This window comes from Streptomyces sp. NPDC008125, assembly GCF_042957125.1.
Classification (GTDB): domain Bacteria; phylum Actinomycetota; class Actinomycetes; order Streptomycetales; family Streptomycetaceae; genus Streptomyces.
The window spans coordinates 1-23,422 of record NZ_JBIBHR010000027.1; the positions used below are offsets into that span (position 1 = coordinate 1).

Below are 23,422 nucleotides of genomic sequence, written 5' to 3' on the forward strand. Positions count from 1 at the left end.
TCCGGCCCTGGCTGTGGTGCACCGTCCGCGCAAGGGGCATCCGATGCACAGATTCGTGAACTTGGCTGTGCGCTGCTGTCGTTGTCCCCCGGGCCTGGACAGGGGAACGGTGTGTCCGGCGGGGCAGGTCACCGTGCCGGTGGTGGTGTCGATGGTGAAGTCGTCGAGGGTGAAGCCGCCCGGGACAGCGGGCCGTAGTGGTGCGGGTTTGAGGAACAGCCGGTGTCCCGCCTGGTGCAGGGCCTGACGGGTCGGGCCGGTGGAATAGGCGGTGTCGCCGAAGGCGTCCAGCACCGTGGTTTCGTCGGCGAGGAGGTCCAGGGCGACGGCGGCCTCGTGGTGCTCGGGTCCGGCGCCGGGCCGCAGGGCGACGGCGGTGTATAAGCCGGTCTCGGGCTCGACGGCCAGGTGGGCTTTGAAGCCGTCCTGCTGGTGGGTGCGGGTCTTGTGGACGTGCCGGGATTCCGGATCGACAGTGGAGACCATCCGGCCCGGGGCGGTGCCTCGGGTGATGCGCCAGCGGCCGTCACGGCCGTCCGATTCATCGGCCGGCTCGACGTCCTGGCCGGCGACCAAGGCGAGGATGCCGACCGCGTTCGCTGCTTTCTCGCCGAGTTGTTGGTCGGGCAGGTGGCCCAGCAGCCGCAGCGCGTCACCGACCAGCGCGTCGACGAGATCGGCGCGGGCCTGCCCGTCGTTCCAGGCGATCTTCGGTTTGCCGGGGTCGGTGTAGTCGTGGGCGGTGCAATGGATCGCGGCGACCGTGCCGGCGCCGGGGACCTCGCGGATCACCGCCCTGACGGCGGCGACGAGCTGGGTCACGGTGTCCTGGGTGGCGACCGCGTCGTCCAGCACGGTGGAGTCCAGTGCCCTGCGGTGCCTGCCTTTCAGGACACCCGTCGCTTTCACCACCTCGCGCACGGCCTCGAACACGCGGTTCGGCCGGGCGGAGCGGGCCAGTCTGCGGCGGAAGTAGGCCAGCAGCGACGGATCGAACGCCATGTCGTGCAGCCCCAGCCCGCACGCGGCCTTCCACCGCAGGTCGCACCGCAGTTCCTGCACCGTCTCGAAGTCCGACAGCCCGTGCAGGGCCTGCAACGTGATCGCCGCCGCCAGGATCTGCGGCGGCATGCTGGGCCGCCCGTTCGCCGACGGATACATGTCCACGAACAACTCGACCGGGAACAGCTCACCCCGATGCTCGGCCAGGAACGCGAACACACCCCCGGCCGGAATCAGATCCCGGCACGTCTCCCACACGTCCGGCCCGACGCTCTCCCCGACCCGCTCACCCATCGCCACACAACGAGTCTGGCCCTGCCGCTCACGCGGCAGGGCCAGAAGCCTAAGATCTTCATCAGTCTTCTAGAGCCTGTCTGACAAATGATCACCGAGCGGCTCGCGGAGCCAGAGCATCAGGGCTGCCAGGACGACTCCGGCTCGGTAGCGGTCGGCGAGTTTATCGAACCTGGTCGCGATCGCGCGGAACTGCTTGAGGCGGGCGAAGCATCGTTCGACAACCTTGCGGTCGCGGTAGATGGGCTTGTCGAATGCGGGTGGCCGACCGCCGAGGGTCCCGCGTCGTCGGCGGTTGGCCGCCTGGTCGCGGCGCTCGGGGATCGTGGCGACGATGCCTCGGCGCCGCAGCAGGTGGCGGATCGCCCTGCTGGAGTACGCCTTGTCGCCCAGCACGCGTTCGGGCGTTGTGCGCGGGCGGCCTCCTGTGGCGCGCGGGACGCGGATCCCGGCGAGGACCTGGCCGAAGACGGTGGCATCGTTGACGTTGCCGGGCGTGAGCACGATCGACAAGGGAAGGCCCCGGCCGTCGACGGCGAGGTGGACTTTGGTGGTCAGTCCACCTCGGGAGCGGCCGAGGGCCTGGCGCGTCTGCGAGCGGCCCGGATCTTCCAGTTCGTCCCGGTGTGTATCCCCTTTTTGCGGGCGCCGACGGCGTGCTGGTGAGCCCGGTTGATGGTGGAGTCGATCGAGACGGTCCATTCCACTCGGCCCACCGCGTCGTCGCGGACCTGGGCATGTTCCAGTAGCTTCACCCAGGTCCCATCGGCCTCCCAGCGGGCGAACCGCTCGTACACGGTCTGCCACGGCCCGTACCGGTCGGGGAGGTCACGCCACGGGGCCCCGGTTCGCAGCCGCCACAGCACCCCGTTGACCACCTGGCGGTGGTCACGCCACGGACGGCCACGCCCGTCCACCTGCGGCAACAGCGGTTCTATCCGCTCCCATGCCGCATCCGTCAGCTCGCCTCGACCCGCCACAAGATCAATTATCGACCGACCTCAGTCGCCCATGAACCACAGGTACAGTAAGTACTCCGAGAAGTGCTTCAACCGTAGCTGTCCGAGCCGCCCTGCTGCAGAGGACACTGGCGATCAGCCGGTCCTCGCCCGCCGACTGGCCGCTCGACCGCGGGAGTCTGGTGGCGCGTGTCGTCCGACAGTGAACCCTCCTTCACCGTCGCTCCGCCCCGAAGCCTAAGCGCCTGTTCCGCGTCTCCCCCATGGCGGACGAACGCTGACGCTCCGCTCTCGAACTTGCCCTGCTGCGCGCCGGGCGGGCTGTCACCGTGCGTGACGTTGCGCCAGGCCGAGGCGCCATCTTCGCGGGGACGACCTGCGCTGGGTTCGAAATAGCCCTCCCATCGTTTTGATTGAGCCTTTTCAGCGTGGCCACTGATCGAGTGATGAGGCGGGTGAGGGGGCGGGGTGCGCAACGGGCAGGGCTCCCGTGCCATCGAGGGAGGTGTTCGAAGTCTCAACTCAGCAGCATAGGAGCCCTGTTGGTTCCGTATCCTGCCGCACTCGACCTCCCGCACGCCCTGGTCGAAGGGGTCACGATGCTCATCGTCACCCGCGAGGGTGACCGGCGGTGCAAACTCCCGCCGCACCGCCGTGCGCTGGTCGCACTCGTGTACCTGCGCCACCACGACACCCTCGCCCGCATCGCCGCCGGCTTCGGCATATCCGTCGGCACCGCCCACTCCTACGTCACCACCGTCACCGGCTTGCTCACCGACCAGGCGCCCGGTCTACTCAAGGCGCTGCGCGCGCACGACCCGGACTTCGTCCTTCTGGACGGCACGCTCGCAGAGTGCGACCGCGTCGGCGACGGCAGGCCCGATTACTCGGCGAAGCACAAGCGGCACGGGGTGAACCTGCAGGTGGTCACCGACCTGGCCGGCGAGATTCTGTGGCTGTCGCCGGCCCTGCCGGGCCGGACCCACGACCTGACCGCCGCCCGCACCCACAAGATCCTCCGGATCTGTGAACGCCAGGGCGTTCCGATCCTCGCCGACATGGCCTACATCGGCGCGGGCGACTGGGTCACCACCGCCAAGCGCCGCCCGCCGGGCGGCGAACTCACCCTCACTGAGCGGACCAGGAACCGGGCCCTCTCCGCGGCCCGGGCGCCCGTCGAACGAGGCATGGCACGGCTGAAGTCCTGGCGGATCTTCCGCAGATCCCGCATCAGCCCCAACCGCATGACTGTCATCGCAAAAGCCGTCCTCACCCTGGAGAGGCAACGCTGAAATGGCTCACTGCCCACTCCGCGTCCGTCATGTCCGAGGGATACCGCCGAACACGTTCGGTGTGATCGGCCGCATTCCCGAACCTGTGAGCGACGCAATCACACGACGGAGCAGGAGAGTTGAAATTCACCGGGGCGAGCACGTAAAACTGCGGCAACAGAATCTCCTGGATCTCGGTTGACTTCGCAACCCTGAGCCACCAAGACGCCTTGCCTTCATGCTCGCAGCCGACGGCAACCACCCGATCAAGACTCCCGTACGAGACTCGCCTCGCTACTTACCCCCCAACCTCAGCAGCAAATCACCAAAATTTACCCCTGGAAGCAAACTAATTACACGAGTCGGGGATTCCGAATACGTCCAAGATTCATGGCTCGTGAGCATTTCATGGACCTCGCTCACTGGCACTAGGCGCCCCGCTTCATGGGCGGGCCAATCTTCACCTTCATAAATCTCAAGATATCCTTTTTTGACCCAGGATTCCATCACCGAGGCAAAAATCGACTCAAACTCAACCCATACTTCTTCATCTTCTGACCCAGTCCAGTCCGCCAGCACGGACCATAGCGAGGACATCTCTCGTGCATTAATTAGGATGCACTCTTCGATTTCACCGAGGCGTTCCACAATGACACCAATCAATAATCCGACATCGATGCGCCGCAGCAACCTGCGGCGCATCGACACGACAGCTAGGGAAGGGCAGGGTTGCCCTGCAAAGGAATTCTGGTTACCTTCTTACCGACTTGGTACTTGATGTACGGGCCCTGATGATCCAGTCTCCGCATTCCCGGAAGCCCATTCTCGTACAATATGGTCGGATTTCCCTTCGTGATAAAAAATCCTCCCCCCGTTACGTGGGGAGCGTCTTCCATTTTAGAACCCATCGCCGCTGCCATCTCTCTGACCTCTTCCGGCGACGCACCAGTCATGGAATGCGGGTTCATGAGATCTCGGCCAGGCGATCCACCCGACACTTGGGCTTCGGAATCGGCTTCTGTGAGTGCCTTGCCTTCTCTGAGTGCCTTGCCCAGTCCATCGCTGATGCGTCCGATGCCATCGCCCACGCCAACGGCACCGGTGCCGATAAGGGCCACGCCGCCCGCGACCACGAAACCGCCACCGAGGCAGCCGAAACCGGTGAGACAGAGTGCCCCACCGCCCACGACGCCATCTCCGCCTAAGGGCTGTCCCGCAATTCCTGGCGGGTGCGCGACGACAGCTACGGCACCTCGCCGCGTTGTCGGAACGTCCACACACATCCTGCGCTCCGGCCGGGCCCGTGGCGCGATCGCCACCTCCCCGATTTAGTGGAATATTCAACCACCGGGGTATGTTGTCGCGATCACACGGGCGGGAGGCTCGAACAGCCGCCCCGCCGGCGGCAGAGGAGGAAGCACATGGACGACACCTACTACGAGTTCGGCACGGCCGCCGACCGCTGGAACCGCGCACAGTTCTTCTTCGAGGCGAAGGAGTACCTCACCGCGGCGCGCATTCTCGGCGGGCTCGTGGACGAGGTCCCCGAGCAGGTAGCCCCGCGTCTGCTGCTCGCCCGTGCCTACTACCACTCGGCTCGGCTCGGGAAGGCGGAGGCGGAGCTGCGGATCGTCCTGGAGCGTGACCCGGTCGAGGACTACGCGCGCCTGCTGCTGGGCCGCACCCTGGAGCGCCAGGGCCGGCACGAGGAAGCCGGGCCGCATCTTCGGATGGCCGCCGCCCTGAACGGCGACTTCGGCACCGAGTGACCGTGGCGCCGTCAGCCGTCGCGGAGCCCTGAGCGGCGTCGGGTACCGGGGCACGACCTCCGCCTGTGCGGCCCCCCGCCTGTGCGGCCCCCCGCGTGTGCGGCCGGTGAGCTCTCCGGCCGCACACGGGGGGGGGTGACTCAGCCGCGCGTGGGTTCAGCCCACCGCCCCGGCGGTCCGGGGAACCCCGTCCCGGGAGGTCGCGTCCCGCCCCCGCGAGGAAAGCAGCAAGCGCTCGGTGAGGGCCCCGAAGATCAGCCCGAAGCTCACCCAGAGGGTCGCCTGGACCGCGAGGGTGGAGAGCCGGAACTCCCAGAGCAGAGTCGCCGGGAAGTCCGCGCCCACCTCGTCGAACGACGGCAGGAACACGTACGCGAGTCCGATCAGCAGGACGTATCCGGCTGACGCGGCGATGGTCGCGTTCCAGTTGCCGAGACGCGGCGCGAGCCTCCTCCCGGCGATGACGGCGGCGACGGCGAGCAGGACACTCAGCGCCACCATGAGGAAGAACAGCCCCGTACGTTGACCGATGGTGTCCGGATTGCCGACGGCCGGCGGGTTGGCGGGGTACTTCAGGAACGGTACGAGGTACACGGTCAGCAGCGCCGCCCCCGCGACCAGGGCCGCGGTGGCGCGGGGGCCGAAGCTCCCGATGCGGCCGAGGGCGTAGCAGAAGACGAGTGCCGCGATGCCGCCGACGGCGACGCCGAAGACGAGGACACCGGTGGCGAGGCCGCCGGTGGCCTGCATCGTCCGGCTGACCAGTTCCTCGCCGCCGTGGTGGTCGTGGTTGTGGGCTTCTTCCAGGGCGATGGACGCGTCCACCCGGGACTCACCGAGGAAGTAGGCGACGAGGAGTGCCGCGACGCCCGCGAGCAGGCCCGCGAGCATGCCGCGGACCAGGAGCGCTCGAACGGATACGGAGTTCATGAGAGTTCGGTTCCCCTGAGGTCTAGTGGCAGGGGAAGCCGAGAAGGTGACGGCCGTCGTGGACCCACTCGTGAACGGCCTCGCCGGAGAAGACCGAGGTGGCGCCCTGCTCCGCGCCGACGAAGTACAGCAGGACGAGCATGAGGATGCCGAAGAAGACCGCCCACGGGGCGATCGCCTTCAGCGATATGGGGGTGACGGCGGGTACGCCGGTCGAGGGTGCGGCAACGTGTGCCATGGCAGAACCTCCTGAGGGAACACGCGTCCCGATCGTGGTGCCTGAGACGACGGTGCTGGGTCTGACTTCCCGCAGGTACGGGTTCACAGTGGCGCGACCGTGCCGGATTCTCACCGGACTTCCGTTACACCGTCGTCATGCTGGTGAGACCATAGCGCCTGTGTTCGAGCGCCGCCATGGGGCGTTGTATCGCCGCCCCGTCAACGTGCAGGCCGGAAAAGGCCGTTGAGGAAGGCGACAAAATGACGCGATGCCCCTGCGGGTGATATTCGCCTCGCCGGCGTCGAACCCCGCACCGCACGACGCCGGTTCACCGGCGATGCCGTCGGCCGGCTCGGCTCCCCCGCCGTCGGCATCTCTCGCCGGGCACCGCAGTTCCGGCCCCGCCCATCCGTCCGGTCCGGACGGATGGGCGGGCAGACCGGTCACGGTCGGCCTGAGTACCCGGGCCCCACCTGACACAGCCGCACCCACCCGACCGCCCCCGGTCGTACACCCTCGCGGCCCGTGCCGCACCCCCATGCCCCTGTCGCACCCCCACGTGTCGCGCCCCATCGTGCATGGTCACGCACAGTTGTGCACCTGGCGGAACAGTTGCGGCGCCTCCGCACGCTCACCCGGCGCCCGGCATACCTCACCCCTGCCCCGCCATGGCTGAAACTCGCCCAAGAAATCCGCGCCCGATCGGCGATGCCCCAAGGCCTCCATCCGCCCCTCCCGGGCGGCCGGCACCGGACAGCCGCCCGACATCTTCCCAGCCAAAGAGGCATGCACACAGCCAACCCGCCCTCTCGCGGTCGACATCCCGACGCCCTCCAACTCTTGGCCGGAAGCCGCACCCGCAGCCGTCACACCTCCATGGTTTCGCGCCCGCCTGACTGAAAGCGGCCCATGCATGGCCCTTGACCTCGGCGCGCCACGGCGCCTACTTTCCGTGCAGCGATTCGCCATATTGACCAACGTTCATATATATGAACCTGAAGGGTGCTTCATGCTAGAGGGCGTTCTGTTCTTTCCCGTGACTCCGTTCGCTCCGGACGTCGCCCTGGGCCGCGCTCTGGTGACGGCCGGGGCCGTCAGCGGCGCCGGTGGGGTCGCCGGGGAGGTGCTGTGATGAGCGGCAGCCTGCGGATCACCCGCATCGGGATCACCCCCGTGGCGTTCAAGGACCCGGCTCTCCTCAACGCGGTCGGCGTCCACGAGCCGTACGCGCTCCGCGCCGTCGTCGAAGTCCACACCGATCAGGGTGTTTCCGGGCTCGGCGAGACCTACGCCGACGAGGGGCATCTGCGCCGGTTGCGTGCGGCTGCCGACGCGATCACCGGCATGGACGTCCACGCCACCGGTCCGATGCGCCGGCGGATCGCCGAGGTGATCGGCAGCGACTCCGGCAGCGACGGCCACGGCCTGACGGGCATGATCACCACGAGCAGCACGGTGGACCGGGTCTTCTCCCCCTTCGAGGTGGCCTGTTTGGACATCCGGGGCCAGGCCGTCGGCCGCCCGGTGAGCGATCTGCTCGGCGGTGCGGTACGCGACCACGTGCCTTTCAGCGCTTACCTGTTCTACAAGTGGGACGCGCATCCGGGGCACGAGCCCGACTGCTGGGGCGCTGCCCTGGACCCCGAAGGGATCGTGGCTCAGGCCCGGCGCATGGTGGACGAGTACGGGTTCACCGCCATCAAGCTCAAGGGTGGGGTCATGCCGCCGGAGCAGGAGGTCGAGGCGGTCCTGGCGCTGCGCGAGGCGTTCCCCACCACTCCGCTGCGGCTGGACCCCAACGCGGCCTGGACCGTAGAGACTTCGCTGAAGGTGGCGCGCGCCCTGGAAGGCGTGCTGGAGTACCTGGAGGACCCCACTCCGGGACAGGAGGGCATGGCCCGGGTCGCCCGCGAGGCCTCGATGCCGCTGGCCACCAACATGTGCGTGGTCGCCTTCGACGAGCTGCACTCCTCGGTGCGCCAGGACGCGGTGCAGGTGGTGCTCTCCGACCACCACTACTGGGGCGGCCTGGAACGTTCGAAGCTGTTGGCCGGGATCTGCGACACCTTCGGCATGGGCCTGTCCATGCACTCCAACTCCCATCTCGGCATCAGCCTGGCCGCGATGACCCACTTGGCTTCCGCCACGGAGAACCTCTCCTACGCCTGCGACACCCACTGGCCGTGGAAGGACCCGGCGGAGGACGTCATCGTCCCCGGGGCCATCGGTTTCCGCGCCGGTTCCGTCGCCGTGCCCCGTACCCCGGGCCTGGGGGTGGAGCTGGACCGGGACGCGCTGGCCAGGCTGCACGAGCAGTACCTGCGCTGCGGTCTGCGCAACCGGGACGACACCGGCTACATGCGCCGGCTGGACCCGTCGTACGAGAACAAGTCACCGCGCTGGTGACCAGGGGCGCGTGCGGGCGCCGGCGCGGTGCCCGCACGCCCGGGGCGACAGCCTCCGGCTCCCCCACCCTCCTCCCGTGACAAGCCCGTCCATGTGACGAGCCCGTCCTGGTGACGGCGCCGCCCGTGACGGGCCCGTACCAGCAACAAGAAGGTAAGCCCATGCATTGGCTCGACTGGGTCGCCGTCGGCGGCTACTTCCTGGTGATGCTGCTCATCGGCGTGTGGTCGCACCGGCGCGTCAGCGACGTCTCCGACTACTTCACCGGCGGCGGCAAGATGCCCTGGTGGCTGACCGGCATCTCGCACCACATGTCCGGCTACAGCGCGGCCGTGTTCGTCGCCTACGCGGCGGTCGCCTACGACTACGGCATCACCGTGTACGTCTGGGCGTTCCTGCCGCTGGCCGTGGGCACCGGCATGGGCGCCTGGCTCTTCGCCCCCCGGTGGAACCGGCTGCGGCGGCGCTACAAGGTGGCCTCCCCGCTGGAGTACCTCGCGCGCCGCTACAACGTCCCCACCCAGCAGGCGCTGGCCTGGAGCGGCACGCTGCTGAAGGTCTTCGACGTGGCCGCCAAGTGGGCGTCGGTGGCGATTCTCCTGGAGGTCTTCACCGGGATGTCGATGACCCAGGGCATCCTGCTGACCGGCGTCATCACCCTTCTGTACTGCACGGTCGGCGGTCTGTGGGCGGACGCCCTGACGGAGTTCGGACAGTTCGTCATCCAGGGGGTGGCCGCGCTGTCGATGATGTGGGTGGTGCTCGACCACCTGGGCGGCATCTCGGGTCTGGGCACCCTGTGGCACCGGCTCCCGGAGGGCCACACGGACCCGCTGGTCGGGCCGTACACCGCCGGCTTCCTCACCGCGTACGTCGTGGTGAAGCTCTTCGAGTACAACGGCGGCATGTGGAACCTGGCGCAGCGGTACATGGCCACCGACTCGCCCGAGTCGGCCCGGCGTTCGGCCGGACTTTCGGCCGTCCTGTACCTCGTCTGGCCCGCGGTGCTGCTGCTGCCCGCCGTCGCCGCGCCGGTGCTCATGCCCCACATCGGCGATCCCCAGCAGACCTACGCGCTGATGGCGCAGTCCTATCTGCCGGCGGGGCTGGTCGGTCTGACGCTCGCCGGGATGTTCTCCCACACGATGGCCATGGCCTCTTCCGACGCCAACGCCATCTCGTCCGTGGTCACCCGCGACATCCTGCCCGCCCTCGTGCCCGGTTTCCGGAACGCGGTGGACGAGCGGAAACTGCTGACGGCGCGGGTGGTCACGGTCGTCTTCATCGCGGTCTCCATGATCGTGGCCATCGAGGCCGACCACTTCGGCGGAGTCCTCGGGATCGTCGTCGGCATGGTCGCGGCCGTGATGGGACCGATCTCCATCCCGATGCTGCTGGGGCTGCTGCCGGCGTTCCGCCGTTGCGGCTCGCGGGCGGCTCTGGCGTCCTGGGCGCTCGGTCTCGCCGGCTACTTCGTCGTCAAGTACGGGTTGGCCGGGGCTTCCCAGACGACGGTGATCGTCACCCCGCTGGTCACCTCGCTCGTCGTCTACGCCGCGCTCGGCCTCCTCCTGCCGGAGCCGAACGCGGAGGCCGACGCGGTGGTGGCGGCCCTCTCCGGTCCGGAGGCCGGTGCCGCGGAGGCCGCCCCGCAGCCGGTGGCGGAACAGGTCTGACCCGCCCCGCGAGCGCCGGTCACGTCGGTGCCGACGGGGCGGCGCAGGTACGTCAGCGCCGGTCGCCCGCCAGGTCCGCGGGACGCCCTTCGGCCGACTTCCTGGTGGCGGCGATGTGCGGTGCGGTGGTGCGGGCGGGCGTCCCCGGCTTCGGCTCGGGGGCGCCCTGCTGCGTGGGGCCGGGCACGGTGGGCCTGTGTCGCGTCGAGGAGGGCGCCGGGGCCTGCTGGGAGAGGCCGGCACCGGTGGGTTTGCGGCGGATGTCGGTACGTGGCGCGGGCGGGGTGTAGACCGGTACGCGCAGCAGGGCCACGACCGCCACGGCCACGGCCGCGGGCAGCGCGAGGCCGGCCGCCGGGTGGAACACGCCGGTGTGGATCAGCGTGGCGGTGGCGGTGGAGGCCGCCGTCGCCAGGATCAAAGTGACGGCGGCTCCCCGTGGCGTCAGACGGAGTCGGCGCAGCCGGTGCACGGCGTGGTCCTGTCCCGGCGCCAGGAGGGACCGGCCCGCCTTCCGCCGGGACAGCAGGACGAGGGCCAGGTCGGCGAGGGCCACCGCCATCAGCGAGGGTACGGAGACCCAGGCCGCGCTCCCCGACGGCGCTCCGGCGAGCAGCAGCAGGACGGAGCCCGCCAGCAGGAAGCCCGTGTAGCGCGATCCGCAGGAGCCGTAGAAGACGCGCGCGGGCGGCCAGTTGTAGGGGAGTACGCCGGAGACGGAGGCGGCCACCACGGCGAGCAGCAGCACCGTGCCGGGGTGGTGGTCGACCGCCGCGCAGGTGAGCAGTCCGGCGGCGAGGACGACTGTCACTCCGGCCGCCGTGCCGTCGGATCCGTCCAGCAGCTGGAGCGCGTGGGTGAGGACCACCACGAGCAGGGCCCCGAACACCGCTGCCACCGGGGAGAGTCCCGAGAACGCCGCGACGAGTGCCGCCAGGGCGGCATGGAGGACGAGTTCCGTCCGGGCGCCGACCGGGCGCAACTCCTTCACCAGTCCGAGCACCGCGACCGCCGAGGACGCGGTGAGGAGGAGTCGCACCCCGAAACCGGGTTCCGGGAGGCCCAGTCGGGGTGCGGCGAGCATGACGCCGGTGGTCGCCAGGACCACCGCGACGCCCGTCCCGACGGTTCGCCGAGGCCCCCGGCGCCCGCCCCTGGCCGCGATGACCGGGGCAAGTCCGCGGACGACCGCGGTGAGTGCCACGGTGATCACCAGCGCGACAGCCCCGGAGATGATGACGCCGACCACGTTCACCTGCTCTGCCTTTCCTCGTTCCTGGCCCCGCGGCGTCCCGCGCCGGACGGGACGGCCCCGCACGGCGCCCTCGGAACGCGTAAACCGGGGCGGCGCACCGCGCCACCCGAGTGGAGTCGTTCCACAACCTAAGGTGCACATGTCGCGATATGCCCTAAATAACACGCAGAGGGGCGCTTTGATTGGAGTTCGAGGAAAAACCGAACAGGTGGTCACCTGACAAGATGACCGCGCGAAACCGCCCGGGAGACGGTCCCGCGCCGGCCTCGCCGACCCGGGAGGCCGACCCGCGTACGCCTCACTGCCCCGGCAGGGCACGCACCGGGTGTTTGCTCATGATCGAGACCCGGTTGAAGGCGTTGATCGTGACGGCCACCCAGATCACGGCCGCGATCTCGTCGTCGGAAAGGGTCTCCCGCGCAAGCGCGTAGGAGGCCTCCTGGAGCGCGGCGTCGGCGGGGTGCGTCGTCGCCTCCGCCAGAGCGAGGGCGGCTCGTTCCTGTGCGGTGAACACCTCGGTGTCGCGCCAGGCCGCCAGCACTCCCAGCCGCCGGCTCGTGTCGCCCGCGCGGAGCGCGGCACGGGTGTGCACGTCCAGGCAGTAGGCGCATCCGTTGATCTGGGAGACCCGCAGGTTGACCAGCTCCACCAGGGTGCGGCTCAGCCCCGCCTCCTCCGCGGCGGTACGCACGGCGTCGGAGGTCGCCACCAGTGCGTGGTACGGCTTCGGGCTCTGCTTGTCGACGTAGATCCGCCGTGCGCCGCGTGCCGCCTCGGTGCCGTTCACCCGTGTCTCCTCACCGGGGCGCCTCGCCCCTCCACCACCCCGCGCGCCCGGACGGGCGGCGGCTTACCATCGAGCATGATCGTTGAACATGAAAGCACCTTTGACGGGAGCGGGACGCCGGGGACCGGAGGCACCGGTCCGGACCGGATCGCGCGACCCCCGGAGACCGGAGCGCACGGAGACCCGGCGGACGCGGCCCGGGTGGAGGTGCTCACCGCCCGGGACGTGCCTCTGGGCGGCCCCCGGGCGATGACGGTACGGCGCACCCTGCCGCAGCGGGCCCGCACGCTCATCGGCGCCTGGTGCTTCATCGACCACTACGGCCCCGACGACGTCGCCGAGACGGGCGGGATGGACGTGGCGCCCCATCCGCACACCGGCCTGCAGACGGTCAGCTGGCTGTTCAGCGGGGAGATCGAGCACCGGGACAGCCTGGGCAGCCACGCCTACGTGCGCCCGGGTGAACTCAACCTCATGACCGGCGGCCTGGGGATCAGCCACACCGAGGTCTCGACTCCCGGCACCACGGTCCTGCACGGCGTCCAACTGTGGGTGGCGCTTCCGGAGGAGCACCGGCTCACCGGCCGTGACTTCCGCCACCACGCCCCCGGGGCGGTGCACGTACCCGGCGCCGCCATCAGGGTGTTCCTCGGTTCGCTCGCCGGGGACACCTCTCCCGTACCGACGTTCACCCCGCTGCTCGGAGCCGAACTGGTCGTCGAACCCCGCGCGACCGTCACACTGGACACGGACGCCGCGTTCGAGCACGGCCTGCTCGTGGACCAGGGGAGCATCCGCATGGGCGAAACCCTGCTCAGCCCGGCGGAGTTGGGCTATGTCGGCCCGGGGAACACCACACTGACCCTGACCAACGCATCCGACGCGCCCGCCCGGGCCGTGCTCGTGGGCGGCACGCCGTTCGACGAGAAGATCGTCATGTGGTGGAACTTCGTGGGCCGCAGCCACGAGGACATCGTCGAGGCGCGTGAAGCGTGGGAAGCGGCGTCGAGCCGCTTCGGTCACGTGGACGGCTACCCCGGCGACCGCATCCCCGCCCCCTCGCTCCCGAACGCCGCCCTCTCGCCCCGAGGCAACCCGACCCGCACCGAAAGGAACACCATGAACCAGCCCGCCCCCACCCCGAGCGTCCAGCGCGTCGACGCCAGGCATCGCTACGAGATCCACGTCGACGGGGTCCGCGCGGGACTGACCGCCTACCGCGACCGCGACGAACAGCGCGTCTTCTTCCACACCGAGATCGACGACGCGTTCGCCGGCCAGGGCCTGGCGTCCGTCCTCGTGGCGCAGGCCCTCAGCGACGTACGAGCCTCGGGCAAGCGGATCGTGCCGGTCTGCCCCTATGTGGCCAAGTTCCTCACGAAGCACACGGAGTTCGCCGACATCACCGACCCGGTCACCCCGGAGGTCCTGGAGTGGCTGGAGGCGGCTCGCTCGCGTTAGGTCGTGCCCGGCGGATCATGGCCGGGCACCACCAGGTCTTCCGTCCGGATCAAACTGGACCGGCGAGCGGGCCAGACGCCGCGTGTGCCGCGTGACGGCGGCACACCGGCGGCCCCGCTCCACCGGTCCCGTCCACTCGTGTCTCACCGGTGGGAGAGGGCGAATGACAGGAGGAAGCCGCTGGTGGTGACCAGCCCGCTCGCCAGATGCGTGTCCTCGAACGCCTCCGGGATCATCGTGTCCGCGATCATCGCCAGGATGGCTCCGGCGGCCACGGCTGTGACGTACGCGGTGACCAGGGGAGACATGTCGCCGACCACCGCGTAGCCCAGGACCGCCGACACGGTGCAGGCCCCGGCGATCGCGCTCCAGACCCCGAAGACATAGCCCCTGCCACGCCCGGCCTCACGCATGCCCGCCGAACTCGACAGGCCTTCGGGAATGTTGCTGATGAAGACGGCGGCCACGGTCACCAGGCTCACCGATCCTCCCCCGTCGAGTCCGACGCCGATGACCGCGGACTCCGGTACGCCGTCCAACAGCGCTCCCAGCGCAAGCGCCATGCCGGAGCCTGCCTGCTGGGACTCGCTGGGCTGCCGGCGCGGTCCCGACCTCTTGCGGTGGCGGGCGCCCTGCCGGGCGAGCGCGATGTTCCCCGCCGTGTAGAGCGCGGCTCCGGCAGCTGTCCCGAGCACGGCGGGAGTCAGTCCCGACTGCTCGTACGCCTCGCCCACCAGCTCGAACGAGACGGCCGACAGGAGCACGCCGGCCCCGAAGGCCATCACCGACGCGACCAGCCAGTGCGGCAACCGCCACGCGTACCCGGCCCCGGCCCCGAGGAGCAGCGCCGAACCTGCCAGGAGACCCCAGCCACCTGCTTCCACCACTTCGATCATGCCCCGCGCCTACCCGCCCCCCGGCGCCGTACGACAACGGGTGTACACAGCGTGCTTTCAGGACGGCCGGGCCAGCTCGTGAAGCAACTGTCGCGCCTCGACCAGGAGTTCTCCGCCCACGGCCGCCGCCGCTCCCTCCTGGAGACTGAAGGCGTCGGACAGTGCGCGCAGCGAGGCCCACGCCTCCTCGACCACGGGGTCCTCACGCTCGGGGGCCGAACCGTCGAAGGGCGGCGGCATGCCCTTCCGCGCACACACACGCGCCGCCTGGTCGAGCACGTCCGCCAGATCGGCCAGGAAACGGGGGGATGGCCCCGGAAGGTCCGCGTCACCGCCGCCGATCCCGCTCAACGTCCGCGTGACGGCGAGAACGCGCGAGGACACCCGCCCCCACCGCATGTCCTCCGAGACGGGCGGAGGCGGCGGGCCCGTACGCCGCAGGCGCATGGCCGGATTCAGCCGGGCTCCTTCCAACGCCCAGGCGCGGGCGTCGGCCACTCCTTGAAGAGACAGCGCGAGACGCGTGGCCTCCGCGTCCCAGCTCCTCGCCCCGTCGAGCCCGTCCTCCTCGCGCAGACCACGCGCCATCGCGCCGAGCAGGTCCGAGGTGCCCCGGGCGAAACGGCCCAGCCGGTCGCGGACACTGCGCAGGTGGACCGGGGGCAGGACCAGCGCGTTGACCGTGATGCCCACGGCCGCTCCGATCAGAGTCTCCAGTAGCCGGTGCCCCACCGTGAAGGCACTCGACGAGCCGGCGGTGATCACGAAGAGTGCCGTGGTGGCTCCCACGAGGCCCTGGTTCCCGAACCTGCGGTAGTTCCCGAGCAGGGTCATGAACGGCACGGTGAGCAGCATCGCGGCCATGGTCTGGTCCCGGGTGACCGCCATGGCCGCAGAGGCCCACACCGTGCCTACGGCGATGACCGCGCACTGCTGGAGGCCCATGCGCAGGGACTGGTACACGGTGCCGCCGACCAGGGCGACGGCCGTCCAGGGGGCCAGCAGCGCCATCGGCGCCTGGAGCCACCATCCTGTCAGCGCCCACGCGGCGATGGCCGCCATCGCGGCCTTGAGCGACTGGACAAGCGTGTCCCGCTCGGGACCGGCCTGCTCGAAGGCACAGTGCACCGATCGGCGTACCGTTTCCCACTCCCGCTCCAGCCACCGCACCGCGGCCGACCACCGCATCTTCTCATCCAACCCGCACACTCCCTTCCGGGCACCCGCCCGTGCTTCCCGACGCTCGTTCTCATGTGCCCTCGGAGCGGAGGGGAAACCGGCACCGCACCAGGCAGGACGTCGTTCCCGCGGGTGGGTACGGCGTCAGGCGGAGCTCAGCTCGAACCAGTCGAAGGCGGCGCTGCCCCTGGTCGCGTACATCCCGACGACCCGGCCGGTGAATCCGCCGGCGACCTCGGTGGTGAGATAGCGGCCGTCCAGCTCGGCCAGGACCTCGAACTCCCCGTCCTCCGTCTCGTAGCCGAGCCGCAGGGTGTCGGGTGCTCCGACACGGAGACCGGCTCCTGCCTGCGGGCCGGCGCCTCGGACGGTGATGGTGGGCGGCAGCGCGTCGGTGGTGGTCACGTCGACGCGCAGGGTCAACGGACCTGCGGGTACGACGCGTTCGGCGACCGCTTGGCGGACCGGACCGATCCGGGCGATCGCACGCACCGTGTCGCCCTCCCGCTCCACCTGGTAGTGGTGCGCCTCGTCGAGCCGTACGGCGAGGCCGCCCCGCCCACCCTCGGCGACGTCGGTCCGGGTACGGGCGACGCACTCCGGATCGCGCTGGCGCCGTCCCACGAACACGGCGCCGGGCCGGTCCAGCGCCTCGGCGCGGGCGTTCAGTACGAGGTGGCCGGGCTTCGCGCCGAGGTCGACGGCCTCCGGGTCGCGGCGACGCAGGGTCACCCAGCGAGGAGCGAGCGCGGGGGCGTCGAAGTCGTCGCGGTGCGGCTCCTCCGGCCACGGATGCGGAAGCAACTCGGGAGCCCGGGAACGGAGTTCCACGGGTCCCGGCACGGGCCACCCGTCCTCCCAGCGCACCGGAGCGAGGAAGGTCTCCCGTCCCATGCCGTGGAAACCAGGGGTGTCGCCCCGGGGGCGGGTGCCGAGCAGCACCATCCACCAACTGCCGTCGTGGGCCCGCACGAGGTCGCCGTGGCCGGTGTTCTGCACCGGGTGGTCCGTACTGCGGTGGGAGAGCACGGGGTTGTCCGGGTGCGGCTCGAAGGGGCCGGGCAGCGTACGGGCGCGGGCCACCGAGAGGGCGTGCCCGCGTTCCGTACCGCCCTCGGAGAGCAGCAGGTACCACCAGTCGCCGACGCAGTAGAGGTGCGGTCCTTCGGGGTACTGCAGTCCGGTCCCCGACCACATGTCCACCGGCTCGCCCAGCAGTGCGCCCGACTTCGGGTCGATACGCACGCCCTTGATCCCGTCGTGCGAGAAGAGGCACCAGCAGGTGCCGTCCTCGTCCCAGGCCAGGTCCGGGTCGATGCCGGGAATCCTGACGGGTACGGGGTCCGACCAGGGGCCGGCCGGGTCGGCGGCGGTCACCAGCACGGTGCCGACGCCGCCGACCACGGTCGTGATCATCCAGAAGCGCCCGTCGTGGTGGCGCAGGGTGGGCGCGTACACCCCGGACGAGGAGGCGACGGTGTCGGAGAGGTCCAACTGCGCGGGGCGGTCGAGGGCGTGGCCGATCAGCCGCCAGTGCGTGAGGTCACGGCTGTGCCAGAGCGGCACCCCTGGCACGTACTCGAAGCTGGATGTCGCCAGGTAGTAGTCCTCGCCCGCGCGGCAGATGCTCGGGTCCGGGCTGAAGCCGGGTATCACGGGGTTGTCGAAGTACGCCATGTCCATCCTCGGGTCGGGCCGTCGTGCGCGTCCTGCCAGGTCGTGGGGGTGGGTGGGGACGTGCGGGTGTCGCTCCCGCATGGTGCCCCAGACCGTCGGCCGGCCCGCACCCGGCCCCCTCCCCCGCCGGCCCCGGTGAACGGTGCCGACGGGGGCGTCCCGGAGACGGGGACGGGGTCAGCCGCCGATGTTGCTCTGCGGGCCTGCGTACTCCTTCAGCAGGGCGGGCACGTCCTTCGCCGCGTCCAGGGTGTAGGCGTAGTAGCTGCCCGGGGTGAAGGTCGTCCCGTTCGTCACCTGCTTTCCGGTGCAGTCGACCATGACGCTGCCCGACTGGGTCAGGGACGCCGCCGTGGTGTCGATGTTGAAGGGGTTGGCGACGTTCTCGAAGTAGCCGTTCTCGATGACCGTCTTCGAGGCGCCCCGGGACAGGTTGCCGTAGGACGTGACGTTCTGCAGGTAGTTGTTGTAGAGGTGGGCGAGAGCCACGTTGTCGATGCTGGGGTTGCGCTGGTTGGTGTCGTGGATCCAGTTGTGGTGGATGGTCATCCGGGCGGTGACGTTGTCGGTCCAGCCGATGCCGAGGGCCTTGTTCTCGGTGCCCATGACGTTCCAGGAGATGGTGAGGTAGGTGGTGTCCTTGCGGCTGTCGATGAGGCCGTCGTTCATCCGCTCGATGCGGTTGTGGTCGATCCAGATGTGGTCGGCCGTGTCCATCTGGATGCCGTCGTAGTCGTAGACCTTGTCGTCCGGATCGTCGTCGGTCATCTGGGTGTCGCGGATGGTGAGGTTGCGGATGATGACGTTGTGGACGCCGGTGCCCAGGAAGAACCCGCCGTGCACGATCTCGCCCTTGGTGCCGACGCCGATGATCGTCTTGTCGGAGGTCACCGGGATCTCGCGGCCGTACGGGTCCACGGTGATCGCGGCGGCGACCTTGATGACGTACGGGCTGGTGGAGGTGGCGTACTTGACCAGGTCGGCGTAGGTGGTCACGGTCACCGTGCTGCCTGCCGCGCCGCCCGTGGTGCCGCCGCCGGTGGAGGCGAAGCCGTCCGCCTTGTCCGACCAGGACCGTCCGGTCGTGACCGGCCTGAAGGCCCACTGTTTGTTGGTGTTGGCGGTGCAGGTCTCCTGGATGATCGCGGTGCCGTTCGTCGTCGACGCACCCTCGTCACTGACGCACAGACCACTGTTCACGTTGACGATCTGGAACGTCCCCGAACCACTCGCCACCAGCGTCCACGCCTGGTTCGTCCGGCCCGCGCAGCTGTACTGCTGCAACCGCGTCCCCGACACCGTCGAGAAGTCCGGCACGTCCACGCACTTGCCGCTGTGCACGTTCACCAGCCGGTACGTCCCCGAACCCGCCGACTCCAGCCTGAACTGCTGCCAGTCCGAATCAGCGGTGCACCCCCACTGCTGCAACAGCGCGCCGTTCGCCGTCGAAGCCGCCGGCACATCGATGCACTTACCGCTCTTCGTCACCGCCAACTGGTACACCCCACCCGTCGCCGGCAACGTCGCGGCCACGGCCGGCGACACCGCGCCACCCACCACCACCGCACACACCGCGAGCACGAACGCCGCGATCAGCGCACCGAACCTGGTGCCGTTCCTGTTGAACATGGGTTCCCTCTTCTCTCGTATCGGGAAAGGAAGTTGTGGACCGGATCAGCGGACGGGGTTCCATCCGTCGGTGCCCGCGAGGTACTTCTGCGGGGTGTAGGTGGCCGCCTGGGCGTCGGTGAGCTGCGGCCGGTTGGCGTTCACCGTGGCTCCGGCACCGGTGTTGCGGTACTCACGGAACCGGGCGTTCTGCCAGGTGCTCGTGGACATGTTCGTCCACGGCTGAGCGGTGGCGACGGCCGCCGAGAGCGTGCACTCGCGGTAGAGGACCTGGGCGTCCTGGCGCCATGGGCGGCCGAGTTGGGTGGTGTTGTTCACCGTGCTCGTGACGGTGGACCGGTAGAAGAGGAACCCGTAGGCGCGCTCGGCGGGGGTGCTGGCCGCGGTGATGGGTCCGCCGGTGGTCCGCTTCTCGTGGATCCGGCTGGTGTCGAAGACGGCGACGCCACCGCCGTAGATGAAGTCCACCGTGCCTTCGACGTACGAATTCCACACATACACCCGGGCGTTGTTGTTGACCAGGAAGGTGTCCTGGTCACCGAGGAGACGCACGTTGTCCAGCAGGGCCCGGTCGGCGTCGAGATACAGCGCCAACGCCTGGTCACCGGTGTCGGAGCTGTTCTCGTCGAAGTCGTTCGACATCGTCAGGTTGGTCGCGGTGAAATCGTGGCCGAGGGCGACCACGGTGGCGCTGCCCGAGGTGCCGTAGTCACCCGCGTTGCGGTTGCCGACGATCACCACGTCGTCGGGGGAGTCGCCGGTGCCCTGAAGCGTGATGTAGGGCTTGTTCGCCGGGATGGTCACGGCCTGCCGGTAGGTGCCCGGCTTGATCGTGACGACGACCCGGCTCGCGTTGCCCGTCCCGACCGCGTCGATGGCCGCCTGCACGGAGGTGTACGTCCCGGTTCCGTCGGCCGCGACGGTGTTGCGGGTGGTGGAGACGGGCTTGAAGGCCCACTGCTTGTTGGTGTTGGCGGTGCAGGTCTCCTGGATGACCGCGGTGCCGTTCGTCGTCGACGCACCCTCGTCACTGACGCACAGACCACTGTTCACGTTGACGATCTGGAACGTCCCCGAACCACTCGCCACCAGCGTCCACGCCTGGTTCGTCCGGCCCGCGCAGCTGTACTGCTGCAACCGCGTCCCCGACACCGTCGAGAAGTCCGGCACGTCCACGCACTTGCCGCTGTGCACGTTCACCAGCCGGTACGTCCCCGAACCCGCCGACTCCAGCCTGAACTGCTGCCAGTCCGAATCAGCGGTGCACCCCCACTGCTGCAACAGCGCGCCGTTCGCCGTCGAAGCCGCCGGCACATCGATGCACTTACCGCTCTTCGTCACCGCCAACTGGTACACCCCACCCGTCGCCGGCAACGTCGCGGCCACGGCCGGCGACACCGCGCCACCCACCACCACCGCACACACCGCGAGCACGAACGCCGCGATCAGCGCACCGAACCTCGACGCGTTTCGGTGGTGCCGGTGTCCGTCGGCCGGGCCGGGTCGTGCTGTGGGATCTCGCCTCATGCGCGTGCTCCTTCGTGCGGCTCGTACGGCAGCGGGTCCGTCGCCCGGGTGCCGGCCGCGGCTGGAGGAGCCGCAGCGACCTGGTAGATGCGTGGGGCGGAGGGGGATAACAGAAATCTCGCGGAAATTTTTCGGGAAAGAGCGGAGCTTCTCGCACCGTGCCCGGACGGATCGCCTTCCCGGCACGAAGTGCCGACCGGCGGCCGTTGTCCGTACGGGCCACGCATGGTCGGTCAACGCACCTTTCCCACAAGCCTGTTCATGCACCGGCCAGGTCCCCGGACCGTCCGCACAACGTCTCGTAATGGATCTTTACAGCGCACCGGCGCTGTGCCACGATGCGGGCTCTTGGCGTGATCGATCGGATGAATGACCGGTGGGGCAGAGACCATGACGGAGCGCGGGACCTACCCCGAAGAAGACGTCACAGCCCTCGCGTACGCCGCACGGGACGGCGACCGACGGGCGACGGAACGTCTGGTCGCCCTGCATCTGCCGCTGGTCTACGGGATCGTCGGGCGGGCCCTGAACGGGCATGCCGATGCCGACGACCTCGTCCAGGAGACCATGCTGCGGGTCGTCCGCGGTCTGCCGAAGCTGCGCGAGCCCGACCGGTTCCGCTCCTGGGCGGTGGCCATCGCGTACCGCGAGATCCAGCAGCACCAGCGGCGGGCGGCGGGCGGGAACTCCGCCCACCGTGACGTCGAAAGCGTGCCCGACCCCCTGCCGGACTTCGCCGAGCGCACGGTCGCCGAACTCGCGTTGACCGGCCAGCGCCGCCATCTCGCCCGCGCGACCCGTTGGCTCGAACCCGCCGACCGGCAGGTGCTCGCCCTCTACTGGGAGGAGGCGTCGGGCCGCCTCACCCGGTCCGAAGTCGCCGCCTCCCTCGGCCTCGACCGCCGGCACACGGCCGTGCGGGTCCAGCGGATGAAGGACCGGCTGGAAGCGGCGCGCACCCTGGTGCACGCCCTGGCAGCCACACCACGCTGTCCCGGCCTCCTCTCCGAGGCGAGGGGGTGGGACGGGACGGGCAGCGCCCTGTGGCGCAAGCGCCTCACCCGTCATGTGCGGGACTGCCCGCAGTGCCGGGCGCACGGAAGCGGCCTGGTCCCTCCGGAGAACCTGCTGCCCGGCATCGGGCTCGTCGCCGTGCCGGCGGCTCTGCTGGTGTGGCTGCGGGAGACTGCCGCCGCGACCACCGCCCCCACCGTGCTGGCCCGGGTGGGCGGGCCGTTCTCCCTGGCGGGCTCCCAGGCGAAGGCGGCCGCCGTGGTGGCCGCGACGGGGATCGCCGCCGGGACCCTGGGCCTCCTGCTCTGGCAGTCACCGGCCTCCCCGCCTCCAGCCTCCTCCGCGCCCCCGGCACCCGTCCGGACCCGTGCCGTGGCCTCCCCGTCCTCGGGGAACGACGTCGCCGCGCTGAGCCTGTACGTCGCCCCGGACGGCTCGGACGGCGGCGACGGGAGCCTCGCGCACCCGTTCGCCACGCTCGGAAAGGCGGTGGCTCTGGTGAGGCCGGGCGGGACCGTCCTCATGCGGGGCGGCACCTACCGCCCCACCGAAGCGGTGGACATCACCACCGACGCCGACGCCGAGCACCGCATCACCCTCGCCAACTACCCGGGCGAACGACCCGTGGTGGACGCGTCCGGCGTCCACGGGGGTGCCTGGGCCATCACCCAGACCGCCGACTACTGGACCGTACGGGGGCTGGAGATCAAGGGCTCACCCAGCCACGCGTACGTCTGCCGCGGCTGTGCCCACACGGTTTTCCAGTCGCTCTCCCTCCACGACAACGCCGAGTCCGGCCTGACCCTGCGTGACGACGGAACCGAGTCCAACTCCGTGCTCGACAGCGACTTCTACGCCAACCGCGACGCCGACGGCCGCGGTGGCGTCGGTCTCGCGATCAAGTTCGGCTCCGGGGCGGGCAACCTCGTGAAGGGCTGCCGTACGTACGACAACGCCGACGAGGGCGTGGACCTGGGCGGGTTCACCAGCCCGGTGACCGTGGAGAGCAACTGGTCCTTCGGCAACGGCAACGGCTTCACGCTCGGCGGCGGCAACACCCGGGCCGCCGTCGCCCACGTCGTACGGAACAACGCGGCCTGGGAGAACACCGGCCTGGGATTCACCGACGAGGGGAACCCCGGCCGGATCTCGCTGACCCGCAACACCGCCTACCGCAACGGCGTGGACGGCTTCCACCTCACCACCGCGGCGGCCCTCGCCGAAGCCAACGTGGCGGCGGCGAACGGCCGGGACGTCGCGCTGGGCGCCGGCGTCCGCTCCGCCGGCAACAGCTGGGACGACGGCCGAGGGACCGCGCGGTTCACCTCGACCGACCCCGACTCGGCACGCGCTCCCCGCGCCGCGGACGGGGCGCTCCCCCGAACCGCGTTCCTCGCCCCGCGCGCCGGGACCGGCACGGCGGCCGGAGCGACGATGACCGTCTCGTGACCGGCGGCCCTGCGCCGTGGA

General features: G+C 69.9%; 19 protein-coding genes, 1 pseudogene and 1 riboswitch. Of the genes and pseudogenes, 7 read left to right on the top strand and 13 right to left on the bottom strand.

The genetic code is table 11. The annotated features are described in order from the left end of the window. Both ACFZAX_RS32040 and ACFZAX_RS32045 read right to left on the bottom strand, forming a co-directional pair. A partial coding sequence (locus ACFZAX_RS32040; RefSeq protein WP_390966038.1) for a transposase occupies positions 1-1,296 on the bottom strand: 1,296 nt, incomplete at its 3' end. A 69-nt stretch (positions 1,297-1,365) separates the two neighbouring features. Beyond that, positions 1,366-2,276, bottom strand: a protein-coding gene (locus ACFZAX_RS32045) for an IS5 family transposase (RefSeq protein ID WP_390965950.1) whose coding sequence is annotated in 2 segments (ribosomal slippage) — positions 1,366-1,928 and positions 1,928-2,276 — 912 coding nt in all. Because the reading frame shifts where the segments join, the coding sequence is not laid out codon by codon here. A gap of 521 nt (positions 2,277-2,797) precedes the next feature. On the opposite strand from ACFZAX_RS32045, the gene ACFZAX_RS32050 reads away from it, so the two are divergent. After that, positions 2,798-3,547 (top strand): transposase family protein, encoded by a 750-nt coding sequence (locus ACFZAX_RS32050; RefSeq protein WP_390965952.1) that lies wholly within the window; start codon positions 2,798-2,800, stop codon positions 3,545-3,547. Positions 3,548-3,820: 273 nt separating this feature from the next. On the opposite strand, the gene ACFZAX_RS32055 is transcribed toward ACFZAX_RS32050, so the two are convergent. Beyond that, positions 3,821-4,234: a hypothetical protein gene (locus tag ACFZAX_RS32055; RefSeq protein ID WP_390965954.1), complete on the bottom strand. Its 414-nt coding sequence runs from the start codon at positions 4,232-4,234 to the stop codon at positions 3,821-3,823. A gap of 5 nt (positions 4,235-4,239) precedes the next feature. Beyond that, positions 4,240-4,713, bottom strand: a complete 474-nt coding sequence (locus tag ACFZAX_RS32060; RefSeq protein WP_390965955.1) for a hypothetical protein — start codon at positions 4,711-4,713, stop codon at positions 4,240-4,242. Positions 4,714-4,947: 234 nt separating this feature from the next. Here ACFZAX_RS32060 and ACFZAX_RS32065 point away from each other — a divergent pair, with 234 nt between their 5' ends. Next, positions 4,948-5,295 (top strand): tetratricopeptide repeat protein, encoded by a 348-nt coding sequence (locus ACFZAX_RS32065; RefSeq protein WP_390965957.1) that lies wholly within the window; start codon positions 4,948-4,950, stop codon positions 5,293-5,295. A 156-nt stretch (positions 5,296-5,451) separates the two neighbouring features. On the opposite strand, the gene ACFZAX_RS32070 is transcribed toward ACFZAX_RS32065, so the two are convergent. Together ACFZAX_RS32070 and ACFZAX_RS32075 are read right to left on the bottom strand one after the other, a co-directional pair. Beyond that, a complete protein-coding gene (locus ACFZAX_RS32070) occupies positions 5,452-6,225 on the bottom strand; it encodes a CbtA family protein (RefSeq protein WP_390965959.1) in 774 nt (257 codons plus the stop codon). A 22-nt stretch (positions 6,226-6,247) separates the two neighbouring features. Beyond that, entirely contained in the window at positions 6,248-6,463 is a 216-nt protein-coding gene (locus ACFZAX_RS32075; RefSeq protein ID WP_390965961.1) for a CbtB-domain containing protein, read from the bottom strand. Positions 6,464-6,466: 3 nt separating this feature from the next. Beyond that, positions 6,467-6,613, bottom strand: a riboswitch (adenosylcobalamin (AdoCbl) riboswitch). 963 nt (positions 6,614-7,576) lie between these two features. Here ACFZAX_RS32075 and ACFZAX_RS32080 point away from each other — a divergent pair. Then, on the top strand, positions 7,577-8,851 hold the full coding sequence (locus ACFZAX_RS32080; protein ID WP_390965963.1) for an enolase C-terminal domain-like protein: 1,275 nt from the start codon (positions 7,577-7,579) through the stop codon (positions 8,849-8,851). A gap of 161 nt (positions 8,852-9,012) precedes the next feature. Further along, positions 9,013-10,527 carry a sodium:solute symporter family protein gene (locus ACFZAX_RS32085; protein ID WP_390965965.1) on the top strand — a complete coding sequence of 505 codons (1,515 nt, stop codon included), beginning with the start codon at positions 9,013-9,015 and terminating at the stop codon, positions 10,525-10,527. Positions 10,528-10,579: 52 nt separating this feature from the next. Here the strand turns inward: ACFZAX_RS32085 and ACFZAX_RS32090 are convergent, their stop codons facing one another. Then, positions 10,580-11,782: an undecaprenyl/decaprenyl-phosphate alpha-N-acetylglucosaminyl 1-phosphate transferase gene (locus tag ACFZAX_RS32090; protein WP_390965967.1), complete on the bottom strand. Its 1,203-nt coding sequence runs from the start codon at positions 11,780-11,782 to the stop codon at positions 10,580-10,582. A gap of 298 nt (positions 11,783-12,080) precedes the next feature. Next, positions 12,081-12,569, bottom strand: coding sequence for a carboxymuconolactone decarboxylase family protein (locus ACFZAX_RS32095; RefSeq protein WP_390965968.1), 489 nt, complete (start codon positions 12,567-12,569; stop codon positions 12,081-12,083). A 75-nt stretch (positions 12,570-12,644) separates the two neighbouring features. Between ACFZAX_RS32095 and ACFZAX_RS32100 the strand changes: the two are divergent. Both ACFZAX_RS32100 and ACFZAX_RS32105 read left to right on the top strand, forming a co-directional pair. Next, a pseudogene (locus ACFZAX_RS32100) lies at positions 12,645-13,673 on the top strand (pirin family protein); the annotation flags it as partial. Positions 13,674-13,688: 15 nt separating this feature from the next. Next, positions 13,689-14,030, top strand: coding sequence for an N-acetyltransferase (locus ACFZAX_RS32105; protein WP_390966040.1), 342 nt, complete (start codon positions 13,689-13,691; stop codon positions 14,028-14,030). 143 nt (positions 14,031-14,173) lie between these two features. Here ACFZAX_RS32105 and ACFZAX_RS32110 read toward each other — a convergent pair whose 3' ends face one another. The 5 genes from ACFZAX_RS32110 to ACFZAX_RS32130 form a co-directional block, all read right to left on the bottom strand. Continuing rightward, a complete protein-coding gene (locus ACFZAX_RS32110) occupies positions 14,174-14,926 on the bottom strand; it encodes a ZIP family metal transporter (protein ID WP_390965970.1) in 753 nt (250 codons plus the stop codon). Positions 14,927-14,983: 57 nt separating this feature from the next. Continuing rightward, a complete protein-coding gene (locus ACFZAX_RS32115; protein WP_390965972.1) occupies positions 14,984-16,126 on the bottom strand; it encodes a hypothetical protein in 1,143 nt (380 codons plus the stop codon). Between the two features lie 123 nt (positions 16,127-16,249). Continuing rightward, positions 16,250-17,782, bottom strand: coding sequence for a family 43 glycosylhydrolase (locus ACFZAX_RS32120; protein WP_390965974.1), 1,533 nt, complete (start codon positions 17,780-17,782; stop codon positions 16,250-16,252). A 177-nt stretch (positions 17,783-17,959) separates the two neighbouring features. Beyond that, complete coding sequence (locus ACFZAX_RS32125; RefSeq protein WP_390965976.1) at positions 17,960-19,411, bottom strand: RICIN domain-containing protein; 1,452 nt, start codon at positions 19,409-19,411, stop codon at positions 17,960-17,962. A gap of 45 nt (positions 19,412-19,456) precedes the next feature. Further along, on the bottom strand, positions 19,457-20,938 hold the full coding sequence (locus ACFZAX_RS32130; RefSeq protein ID WP_390965978.1) for a pectinesterase family protein: 1,482 nt from the start codon (positions 20,936-20,938) through the stop codon (positions 19,457-19,459). A gap of 390 nt (positions 20,939-21,328) precedes the next feature. On the opposite strand from ACFZAX_RS32130, the gene ACFZAX_RS32135 reads away from it, so the two are divergent. Further along, positions 21,329-23,401: a sigma-70 family RNA polymerase sigma factor gene (locus ACFZAX_RS32135; RefSeq protein ID WP_390965980.1), complete on the top strand. Its 2,073-nt coding sequence runs from the start codon at positions 21,329-21,331 to the stop codon at positions 23,399-23,401. Positions 23,402-23,422 lie beyond the last annotated feature (21 nt).